An 11037-nucleotide genomic window follows, 5' to 3' on the forward strand; every position below is an offset into this window, starting at 1 on the left:
GTTTCAATATTCAGGTCGGCATCAGTACCGAGCGCTATCGGCATTACCTGACCCGTGGCTGGCAGCATTTGCTGCCCCATACCGGGCGGGCCGATAACCTGCAAAAAATCGGCAATCTGCTGGGCGACTTCGATCTGGTCGCCTTGCAGGAAGCCGACGGTGGCAGCCTGCGCTCAGGCTACGTCAATCAAGTCGAACACCTGGCCCAGCTCGGCGCCTTCCCCTACTGGTATCAACAACTCAATCGCAATCTCGGACGCCTCGGCCAGCACAGCAATGGCGTGCTCAGCCGACTGCGCCCGTGGGCGATCGAGGATCATCCGCTGCCGGGGCCCAAGGGTCGCGGAGCGATTCTGGTGCGTTTCGGCGAAGGACCGGAAGCGCTGGTGGTGGTCATGATGCACCTGGCATTGGGTGCACGCGCCCGAAGCATGCAACTGGCCTACATCCGCGAATTGATCGGCGGTTACAAACATCAGGTGCTGATGGGTGACATGAACACCCATGCCAGCGACCTGCTGCAACACTCGCCGTTGCGCGACCTTGGCCTGCTCGCCCCTCAACTCGAAGCGACATTCCCCAGCTGGCGCCCGCAGCGCTGCCTGGACCATATTCTGCTGAGCCCGTCCCTGACCCTCGAAAAGGTCGAGGTGCTGGCCCAACCCATTTCCGATCACCTGCCGGTCGCGGTAGAGATTCGTCTGCCGGGTTCGCTCACGGCTGATGCATTGCCCGCGTTGAGTCCTGCCCTTCGCGGAACCCCTGAATGAGCGACGAAACACAGCGCTGGAAAGAGAAGTACCTCAAAAGCATCGAACACCAGGAAAAGCTCGAACGCCGCTGGGACGCCCGGCTCGATTTGTTGCGTCGCGGGCTGGTGCGCAGCACCCTGGCCGCAGAAGGCACCGATCGCGCCGTTGACCAGTGCATGAAGGAAATGCGCGAGGTGGTGCGCACCGACGACATGGACGCCGGTCTGGCCGCCCTGCTCCCGCGCCTGGAAAAAGCCGTACTCGACTCCGAACAGCGCCGGGAAACCCGGGTCAACCAGACCAGCGCCGCGTTGAACGCGCTGGTCACTCAACTGCAAACATTACCGCTGCCTCGAGAAGTCAGTCGCCCACTCAAGAATTTTGCCAAGCAACTGGACAGCCGGGTCAGTCAGGCTCGCGAAATTCCACTGCTGCTCAGTGAACTGAGCGGTCTGCAAGGCAAGGCCCTGAGTCAGCTGGAAAGCCTGCCAGAACCCGAACGTCCAGGCCTGCTACAGCGGTTGTTCGGTCACCGCGACTCAGATGATCTACAAGTCACGGCCACAGCCGACCCAGCCGCCAGTGCGCCTCTGGCCGTGACCGTGGCGGTACCTGCGGTTACCACAACGGCTGAAACAACCAGCGAAATCCTGTTCACGGCCGAACCAATGCCTGTGGAACCGCCGGCTAACGCCTCCACAGTCGTCGCCCACCCGCCACGCCCGACCCCTGCAGTGGCGATAGAGCCCGACGTCGCCGCACCGCTCGTTCCATCCTTCAATGAACCGCACGATGCCCCCGAAGCTGATCGCGCCGTGTACGTTGAACAACCCCCTACTGGTATGGTCGAGCCCGCTAGCGGGAATGAGCTGCAAACCAATCCGGACGAACTTACCCCCGCTCCCTTACCCGAAGCGGCGTTGTTGCCTCCAAGCGCGGCAACAGGCGATTCCGGGCAGGTCGGGCACGATATGTTTTACGCGCTGCCGGACTCTCCCGAGCCGTCCTACAGCTCGGTGGCCAAACACATTGAGCAAACCCTGCTCGGCTTGCTTGACGATCTCACGTTACCTGAACGCCATCGGCCTCAAGCAGAGTCGATGCGTGATCGCTTGAAAAATGGTCTGAACTGGTACGAATTGCTGCCGATCCTCGACGATCTGGCAACCTTGATGCTAGCGATTTCGGACAGCGGCCAGCATGAATTCGAAGCCTATCTGCAACGCCTCAACGAGCGTCTCGAGTCGTTCCAGAGCAACCTGCAAGCTGCCAGCGCCGATCACGCCGACAGCCGCACGGCCGCGCATGCGCTGGACACGCAAATTCGCGAACAGGTCGGCGGCCTGCAAACCAGCATGCACGAAGCTGCAGACCTGGAAGGTCTGAAGCACGTTCTGGAAAACCATCTCGAAGGCTTGCTCGGCACCATGGACGAGCATCGCAAGCAACGCGACGAACGCGAGCAGGAAGTGGCCGCTCGCCTGCAAAGCCTGGCCGAACGGGTGGCACATATGGAGCAGGAAGCTTCAGGTTTTCGCGAACACCTCGAAGAGCAGCGCCAGAAAGCCTTGATCGACCCGCTCACCGGCCTGCCCAACCGCGCCGCCTGGAGCGAACGGCTGGATCACGAGATCGGCCAATGGCAGCAACATGGCAATACGCTGATGCTGGCGATGCTCGACCTCGATCATTTCAAACGCATCAACGATAACTACGGTCACCTGGCGGGGGACAAAGTGCTGAAAATCATCGCCACGGTGCTGCGCAAGCGACTGCGCGGGACAGACTTCATTGCCCGCTTTGGCGGAGAAGAGTTTGTTCTGTTATTACCGTCGACAGTCCCGGCGGCCGGCCTGAAACTGCTGGAACACCTGCGAGCATCGATCGAGGCTTGCCCGTTCCACTTCAAGGGCGAGCGGGTCACGATCACGATTTCCATGGGGCTTGCCGCCTTCAAGCCCGGCGAACACAGCGATCTGGTGCTCAAAAGAGCCGATCAGGCGTTGTATCGGGCAAAAAATGCCGGACGCAACCGGGTGGAGCTGGGCTGAAGGCCAATTGTTCCATTTTGTTTAAATGATCGCGATTGCCCGCGGCATGCAAGGCAGTACGTTACACTGTTGCATTACTGTCTTGCGTGCTTTCGCCATGAAATATCTTGCCCTTATCGTATCGCTCGTTGTGCTGGCTGGCTGCGCCAGTGGCCCCCGCTACGACACCCGTTATCCATCTGCCAACCACGACAGTCGCATTCAGTTTGTGGTGCTGCACTACACCTCCACATCAATGGAGCGATCGGTGCAATTACTGACCCACGGCGAAGTCAGCGCCCACTACCTGATCGGCGACGACAAAAACGCGACCATTTATAAACTGATGGATGAAAACCTGCGGGCCTGGCATGCCGGGGAAAGCCAATGGCAAGGCCGCACCTGGATGAACTCCAGTTCCCTTGGTATCGAAATCGTCAACCCGGGTTTCAAGGACACTCCGACCGGACGCCTCTGGTATCCCTACACAGAGGCGCAGGTCCAGTCGTTGATTGTCTTGCTCAAAGACATTGGTCAGCGCTACAAAATCAGCCCTCGCAGCATTGTCGGCCATAGCGATATCGCGCCGTTGCGTAAACTCGATCCCGGCCCGCTATTCCCCTGGAAACGCCTTGCCGCCGAAGGCATTGGCATTTGGCCAAACGAACAGGCGGTCGCCCGGCAGCAAACGCAATTCGAGACGCAGCTACCGAGCATCTCCTGGTATCAGGCGCAGCTGGCACGCGCGGGGTACGAAACACCACAGACTGGCGAACTGGACGTCGCCACACGGCATGTCATTGCAGCCTTTCAAATGCATTTCCGCCCGTCCCGTTTCGATGGCACGCCGGACGCACAAACTGCTGCGCTGTTACAGGTATTGAATCAGACAAAATAATGACGGCCGCCCGACGGTCAGCGCGTTTTTTTCATCAGCAGCTATAACTCATTGGTAATTCTTCGGATATTCCACAATGCCTGCTGCTCGAGAGACATTTCGTAGTTGGTTCTATCGCCCGTGGTTTCTGGCGATGCTGGCTGCTGTCCTGAGCGCAACGATGATGATGGCGGGCAGTTACTTCATCGCCATCCACCAGCTCGAGCAAGAAGAAAGCCGGGAAATGAACGCCCAGGGCGAACGTTTTCTCGCTCGCCTGGAACAATTGTTTGGGCAACTACGCGAAAGCCTCGACGACCTGGAAGCCCAACCGCTGCGAAGTTGCGATGACGAAATGATCGCGACGTTGCAGCAAGTGAGCTTCAACTATCGGTTCGTATACGAAGCGGCCTATATGGACGCCTCGCGTATCTGCTCCAACCGCCCACGCCAGGAAGGTTTGTCGCTGGTGCGGGCACCGGACATCAAAGGACCGACCTACAGCTACTGGCTCAACACCACCACCGAACCCGATGAAAACCGCGCCGCGCTGATGCTCGGCCGCGGCAACTTCCGTGTGGCCACTTCTCGCGGCCATTTGACCGACATGGTCGACCTGTCACCGGGCAGCAGCCTGTTGGTGATCCTTGACCACGGCACGCGGGCGATACCAGTGCTCGGTGTTTCCCAGGTGTGGCCACCGACGGAGTCCTGGCCACCAAAGACCCGCGATGCCTTGCTCGTCACGCACACCCGCCTGATTTACCGAATGCCCACCGACAACCCGGAATACCAATTGGTCCTGATCAGCCCGCGCACCGGCACGCACATTCCGCCCGTATGGTGGTGGCTGCTCCCTGTGTGTCTGTTGCTGTCAGCCTGCGTGGGTTTCCTGGTGTTCCTGCTGGTGCGCCAACGCCAATCGCTGGATGCTGAGTTGACCGGGGCCATACGCCGGGGCGAATTGCAGGTGTTGTATCAACCGATCTTCGATCTCGACAGCCGCAACTGCGTTGGCGCCGAAGCCTTGCTGCGCTGGCGACGACCCGATGGCACGCTGACCAGCCCCGACCTGTTCATCCCGATGGCAGAGAACACCGGGCAGATCCGCCAGATGACCGACTTCGTCCTGCAACGCCTGCTTGAACAACTTGGGCAACTGCTTCGGGCCAATCCGCAGCTGTACATCTCCGTCAACCTGGCGGCGTGCGATGTGATGGTTCCGCGCATCGGCCAGGTGATGGCGCGCCTGCTGACGTTGCATCGAGTGGCAGCCAAGCAAATTGCCTTTGAAGTGACCGAACGGGGTTTGATCGATGTGGTGGTCGCCCGGGAGAACCTGCAAGCCTTGCGCGATGTCGGGCATCAAGTGCTGATCGATGATTTCGGCACCGGCTATTGCAGCCTGGCTTACCTGCAAACCCTGCCGGTGGATTGCCTGAAGATCGACAAGGCTTTCATCGATGCGCTGGGCCATGACGCCGCAAGCAGTGGCGTAGCCCCGCACATCATCCACATGGCGCAATCCCTGCACCTGAAGGTGATTGCCGAAGGCATTGAGCATGAAGCCCAGGCAGCGTTACTGAGCAGTGAAGGTGTGAAGTTCGGCCAAGGCTGGTTGTTCGCCCACGCGCTGAGCGCCGTGCAGTTCATCGAACTGATTACCCGCGGGCGCCGGCTGACCAACCGGCGCCTGGATGACGAGGCCTGAAGCCTACACCGACAGTGCCATGTAGAACTGGGTGCCCTGCCCCGGCCGCGAATAAACGCCCATCCGTCCGCCGTGCAATTGCACAATTTCCTTGCACAACGCCAGGCCGAGCCCGGCTCCGCCTTTTTTGCGGCCCACCTGGACGAAAGGCTCGAAGATCCGCCCCTGTTGCCCATAGGCAATGCCTTCGCCGTTGTCCTCGACACTGATGATCACCCGATCGCCATGGCGCCGCGCCTGCAAGCGGATCAGCCCGCCGGCAGCGGTATGGCGCAGCGCGTTGTCGATCAGATTATCGAGCACCCGGTCCAACTGTGGTTGATCGGCCTGCAAGCGTGGCAACGGCCCCTGCACCTCAATCAACAGCTCAATGCCCTTGTCTTCGGCGCCTCTGGCAAAGCGAAGCTGCGCCTGCTCCAACAGATCCTCGATGGAGCACGGCGCCAGCACCAGCTTCTGCAGACCGTTCTGGTAACGGGAGAAGTTCAGCAGGTCGTTGATCAGCTGCATCAGGCGCTGCATTTCTTCGTTCACCGTGTCCAGCAGATCGGCTTCACGGGAATCCTGCGGGAAGTGCGCGCGTTCGCGAAACAGGCCGAACGCCATGTGCATGCCGGTGACCGGTGTGCGCAACTCATGGGAGGCGCGCAGCACGAATTCGCTGCGCACCCGTTCGAAGGCACGCTGCTCGGTTACGTCATGCAACACCATGACCGCGCCGAGAATATGGCCCTGGGTGTGGCTCACTGGCGTGAGGCTGTAGGTCAACAGCCGCGTCTCGCCATCGACCTCCATGCTCAGATCTTCGGGCGCCCGCTCCAGCGTGCCGCCACGCAGAACCAATTGCAGCTGCTCATCAAGCTCAGGACGCTCCAGCGCTGTGCCCAGGCCTTGCCCGAGTCGATCACTGTCCCAGCCCAACTGACGCTGAGCCACCGGGTTGAGATGCTCCAGATGGCCCTGACGATCGATCATCAGCAAGCCATCGTCGATGCTGTCGAGCACCGCCTGCAAACGTTGCTGACCGGCCAGCAGCTCATCGACATTGGTCGCCTGATGTTCACGCAGTGCCTCGGCCATGATGCCGAAGCGCCGGGTCAGCTGATTGAGCTCGACGGCCGAAGAAACCGGCAGCAAGACATCGAAATTCCCCTGCCCGATGTTATCCGCCGCTTGTGCCAGCGCCTCGATGGGTTCGCCAAAACGCCGGGCGATGGCGTGAGCGGTCACGAAGCCGATGATCAACACCGCCAACCCGACCAACCCCAGCAGGCCGGCGACCAACAGCGCCCGCTCGCGAGCCTTGCGCTCGGTCGCGCCGATGTTATCCAGGGCGCGCTTGTGTTCAATGATCAAACCATTGCGCAGCGCGTTGAATCTTTCCGTGAGTTCATCGTTGCCGGACAGCACATGAGTATGATCGGGCGAAACTTCATAAGCCCGAATAAAGCTGAGGTAATCCGCCTTGGCCTTTTTGAATCCGTACTCGTTTCCTTCGGACTGCGCTTCCTGGGCGATTCCCTGGTCCAGCAATTCGAAATAACGCCGTTTGGAGGCTTCGAAGGCTTGAGAATCAGGGCGCTCGCTGAGCATGATGATCAACTGATCGCCCAGCGTCTGGCGCAATTTAAGGCCAATATCCAGGGTGACGAAGTTGTTGCGTACCAGTGCTTCCTGGCTTCCGGCCATCTGCATCACGCTGACCAGCCCGAGCAAAAGCCCGAGCAGCGCGACGGTTATCAGCGCGGAAATGCTTAAAAACAGGCGGGTCCGCAACTTCATCGCCAGCTTCATCGGAGGCGACTCACAAGTTGTACTGTTTGCGTTTGCGATAAAGGGTCGACGCGTCGATTCCCAAGGTTTTGGCAGCTTGATCCAGTGTACCGGCGGTGGCGAGAACCGCGCCGATGTGGGCTTTTTCCAGTTCGTCCAGACTCAGCGCGGCACCAATGCGCGGGGCGTTGTTGACCGGTGTTTCCGCCATCCCCAGGTGAGTGATCTCGACACGCTCCTGCGGGCAGATAATGCTCGCCCGCTCTACCACGTTGCGCAACTCGCGGATGTTGCCCGGCCAGCGGTAACCGAGCATTGCCTCAATGGCTTCATCACTGAACCCCCGCGCCGGACGCGCGTACTCTTTGACGAACCGGGCCAGAAAGCGATCGGCCAGGTTGATGATGTCTTCCCTGCGCTCGCGTAGCGGCGGCAAGTGCAGGGTGATGACGTTCAGGCGATAGAGCAGGTCTTCGCGAAAACGCCCGTCACGAACCATGTCTTCGAGATTCTGGTTTGTGGCGGCGAGGATGCGAACGTCGGCGCGGCGCGTGACCGGGTCACCGACTCGTTCGTATTCCTTGTCCTGGATGAAACGCAGCAGCTTTGGCTGCAGAACCAAGGGAAAATCGCCGATCTCGTCGAGAAACAGCGTCCCGCCATCGGCTTGGTTGACACGGCCCAACGTGCTTTCACTGGCACCGGTAAAAGCACCACGGCTGTGACCGAACAGTTCGCTTTCCATCAGTTCGGCCGTCAGCGACGGGCAGTTGATGGTGATGCACGACTTCTTGGAGCGTTTGCTCCAGCCGTGAATGGCTTGGGACAGTTCACCCTTACCCGTACCGGACTCGCCAAGAATGAGGATATTGGCATCGGTATTGGCGACCTGCCGTGCGGTTTCGAGCACCACTTTCATTGCCGGGCTATGAGAGTCCAGACCGTCCTTTGGTTTGCGTACCTCGCCTTCCAGTGCTTCCAGGCGCGCCGACAATTGCCGTACTTCCAATTGCTTGGCGGTAGCCAGACGTAATTGATCGGGGCTGCACGGCTTGACCAGATAATCCGCGGCGCCCGCCTGGATTGCATCCACCGCCGTGTCCACGGCCGAGTGCGCGGTAACGATCACTACCCGCATCCAGGGCGCCTGGATGCGCATCTGGGCCAGCACATCCAGGCCATTGTCTTCGCCCAAACGCAAATCGAGGAAGCACAGGTCGAACACCTGACGCTGCAACAGCGCTTCGGCCTGGGCAGCGCTGTTGGCCGTTGCCACGCTGTAGCCTTCGTCTTCAAGGCAATATCGAAAGGTACGCAGGATGGCGGACTCATCATCCACCAGAAGAATACGGCCTTGATGCTCGGTGGCTGATTCCATTTTCCTACGCTCCTTAATGAATGATCTTAGGTTAGTCCGGGAAAAATCGGGCAAGTTGCATGGTTTATTCTGATCTATTAACGCCGTCTCAGGGTAGCTATCTGCAAACACCATGAGTTGCGTCTTTTTCTGACAGTCACGTCCTTCTCTCAATTCAAATTGATTGCGATGCCGTATGGCAAATCGTGCATTACGCACGGACGGGCAACGCAGCATCGTGCAGGATGCCGCCGAACAGATTTTTTAATCATCAGTAACATATTGATTTATAACGTATTTTTTCGATGAAAAAAGCTGGCATGACGACTGCAATGATCTGAGCAATGCAGGGCAACAACAACCGCCCTCAACCAGATCACCCCACGCGGGAGGAGCTTCAGAATGAATCGTCAACGTGCCGCCCAATTACGTCTCTCGCCACTGCACATCCAGCAAGGCTTGTTTTGCGTTTTTGCGCTGCTGGTCACTCTGATTGCCGGTCAACAATTTTTGCGCTGGGAGCAGGATCAGCAGCAAGCAGCGCCACGCGTGTCGTTTCAACAACCGATCCAAACCCACTTCAGCGCGGCCGGCAGCGGCATGAATGACACCGCCGCCATGCGCATGATGGACGTCGACCAGGCACAACCTTTGAACGAGATGCCTCGTCAAGAGCGCTGGGTTTTCTGATTACACAAACTTGGCGCGTTCGATGCGCCGGGACAAGCACCTCTAAAATAGAAGCGTAAGGAGAATCACCATGTTGAGCTGGGCAATCACATTCTTGATCATTGCCATTGTCGCTGCCGTACTGGGCTTCGGTGGTATCGCGGGCACCGCCACGGGTATCGCCAAGATTCTCTTTGTCGTGTTCCTGGTGATGTTCATTGCTTCCTTCTTCTTTGGCCGTCGCGGCCGAGGTTGAACATGAGCGTTTCGTTGAAGACACTGGCAGCCGCCCTGCTAATGGGCGGTAGTGCCATGGCGATTGCTGCCAATGACGGGCAGATGCGGGTCAACGAGTTGCTGAAGACCGACCCGCAGTACCAGGAAACCTGGCAAGGCGTCGTCAAGAAAGAGGAACGCCTGCCGGAATGGGTCATGAACCTGTCCGGCGATGCCGAACAAATGAATGCCGTTGAAGAAGATGGCGAGCAGTATCTGGTGGGGCCGCTGTGCGAATCCAAGGCGACATGCCCTGACAAACGCTTGATTGTCGCCGTCAGCTTCGACAAAAAAGATGCCTACGCCATGCTGGTCGAGGTGCCTGCGGGATTACCTGCCGACAAGTCACCGACCCGACATGCCAGCTACCGATTTATCGGTAAGCCGGACCAGGGCATGCAGGACTTGTTGATGGAGCAACTCAAGAAAGATCCGAACTGGTACTAGGTTTCAGACACGTGAGAGAAGCCTCGCTTTTCTCCACCTGCGCCACCTGAGGAAGGCTGGCGCATGACCAAGGGGTCGGGACGTTCTGCCTGCTTCAGGGGCGGAGTGACCTACGGGTACAGGGAGTACCTGCGCAAGGGCCGGGTCAGGAAAAGCTGCGACGCAAGTTCGCCGGTCGATCATGGCTCGACGGACTTGCGGAGAGCTTGTTCAATCAAGTGACAGCGTACTTCCCGTTTATCCCCGCACCTTTTAAAAGCCCCTGCCTCAGTCTCTGCAAAATTCCCTGCCGTCATAACCCCCACTGCGACCGTATATCGAGAAATATTGCCTGCGTCCGCGCGCAATTCCATGGGCGGATCGGTCGGTTTTATCGGTAATTCGCCGTCGAATTTACTGGTCAAAAAACAATCAATCAGCGCTGTGATGACCGGTTCACGGCACTTATGACTGCCGAAATGTCACATTCGAACCGATTGCGACGTCGCTTTCAGCTAAAAAACCTCATGCCGATTCGGCATAGGGTAGGCGTTTACGGCATTAGACGTCGCTTCCTTGCATCGGAATAGTTGCGCCTTTTTTCGCCTGCCAGAGAGCCACTAACAAGCGCTCCGGGGCTCCTTATACGGGGGCATTTGCGTGACTTTTTCGCCACAAGCGAACCCGCTCACGCGATTGCCCGAGTCAAACTGAAGTAAGGGTAAAGATATGAAGAAGGCAAAGCTTAGCCTCGCCTGGCAGATCCTCATCGGTCTGGTGTTGGGGATTGCAATCGGTGCGCTGCTCAACCATTTCAGTGCCGAGAAAGCCTGGTGGATCAGCAACGTCCTGCAACCGGCAGGCGATATCTTTATCCGTCTGATCAAGATGATCGTGATCCCGATCGTGATTTCCTCGCTGATCGTTGGTATTGCTGGCGTGGGTGATGCAAAGAAGCTCGGCAGCATCGGCCTGAAAACCATCATCTACTTTGAAGTCGTCACCACCATTGCCATCGTCGTTGGCCTGTTGCTGGCCAACCTGTTCCATCCGGGTGCCGGCATCGACATGAGCACCCTGGGTACTGTGGACATCTCCAAGTACCAGGCGACCGCGGCCGAGGTGCAGCATGAACACGCGTTCATCGAAACCATCCTCAACCTGAT

Annotated in this window: 10 protein-coding genes; 8 read left to right on the forward strand and 2 right to left on the reverse strand. The window is 58.5% G+C overall.

The window, feature by feature from the left end; genetic code table 11:
- The 4 genes from D8V06_RS15815 to D8V06_RS15830 all read left to right on the forward strand — a co-directional run.
- The coding region (locus D8V06_RS15815; protein ID WP_130931274.1) for an endonuclease/exonuclease/phosphatase family protein at window positions 1-770 on the forward strand (770 nt) is incomplete at its 5' end.
- Entirely contained in the window at window positions 767-2803 is a 2037-nt protein-coding gene (locus D8V06_RS15820) for a GGDEF domain-containing protein (protein WP_130931275.1), read from the forward strand. The genes D8V06_RS15815 and D8V06_RS15820, both read left to right, overlap by 4 nt.
- 97 nt (window positions 2804-2900) lie before the next feature.
- Window positions 2901-3680 (forward strand): N-acetylmuramoyl-L-alanine amidase, encoded by a 780-nt coding sequence (locus D8V06_RS15825; protein ID WP_130931276.1) that lies wholly within the window; start codon window positions 2901-2903, stop codon window positions 3678-3680.
- 76 nt (window positions 3681-3756) lie between these two features.
- Entirely contained in the window at window positions 3757-5370 is a 1614-nt protein-coding gene (locus D8V06_RS15830) for an EAL domain-containing protein (RefSeq protein WP_056854216.1), read from the forward strand.
- A gap of 3 nt (window positions 5371-5373) precedes the next feature.
- Here the strand turns inward: D8V06_RS15830 and D8V06_RS15835 are convergent, their stop codons facing one another.
- Window positions 5374-7164, reverse strand: coding sequence for a KinB sensor domain-containing domain (locus D8V06_RS15835; RefSeq protein WP_130931277.1), 1791 nt, complete (start codon window positions 7162-7164; stop codon window positions 5374-5376).
- Window positions 7165-7174: 10 nt separating this feature from the next.
- A complete protein-coding gene (algB, locus tag D8V06_RS15840) occupies window positions 7175-8521 on the reverse strand; it encodes a sigma-54-dependent response regulator transcription factor AlgB (RefSeq protein WP_056854218.1) in 1347 nt (448 codons plus the stop codon).
- A gap of 381 nt (window positions 8522-8902) precedes the next feature.
- On the opposite strand from algB, the gene D8V06_RS15845 reads away from it, so the two are divergent.
- The 4 genes from D8V06_RS15845 to D8V06_RS15860 all read left to right on the forward strand — a co-directional run.
- A complete protein-coding gene (locus D8V06_RS15845; RefSeq protein ID WP_130903771.1) occupies window positions 8903-9190 on the forward strand; it encodes a hypothetical protein in 288 nt (95 codons plus the stop codon).
- 70 nt (window positions 9191-9260) lie between these two features.
- Window positions 9261-9425 (forward strand): DUF1328 domain-containing protein, encoded by a 165-nt coding sequence (locus D8V06_RS15850; protein WP_003170804.1) that lies wholly within the window; start codon window positions 9261-9263, stop codon window positions 9423-9425.
- Between the two features lie 2 nt (window positions 9426-9427).
- Complete coding sequence (locus tag D8V06_RS15855; protein ID WP_130903770.1) at window positions 9428-9892, forward strand: inhibitor of vertebrate lysozyme family protein; 465 nt, start codon at window positions 9428-9430, stop codon at window positions 9890-9892.
- Between the two features lie 708 nt (window positions 9893-10600).
- The coding region (locus tag D8V06_RS15860; RefSeq protein ID WP_130931278.1) for a cation:dicarboxylase symporter family transporter at window positions 10601-11037 on the forward strand (437 nt) is incomplete at its 3' end.

Source organism: Pseudomonas sp. Sample_24 (genome assembly GCF_004307605.1).
Lineage (GTDB): Bacteria > Pseudomonadota > Gammaproteobacteria > Pseudomonadales > Pseudomonadaceae > Aquipseudomonas.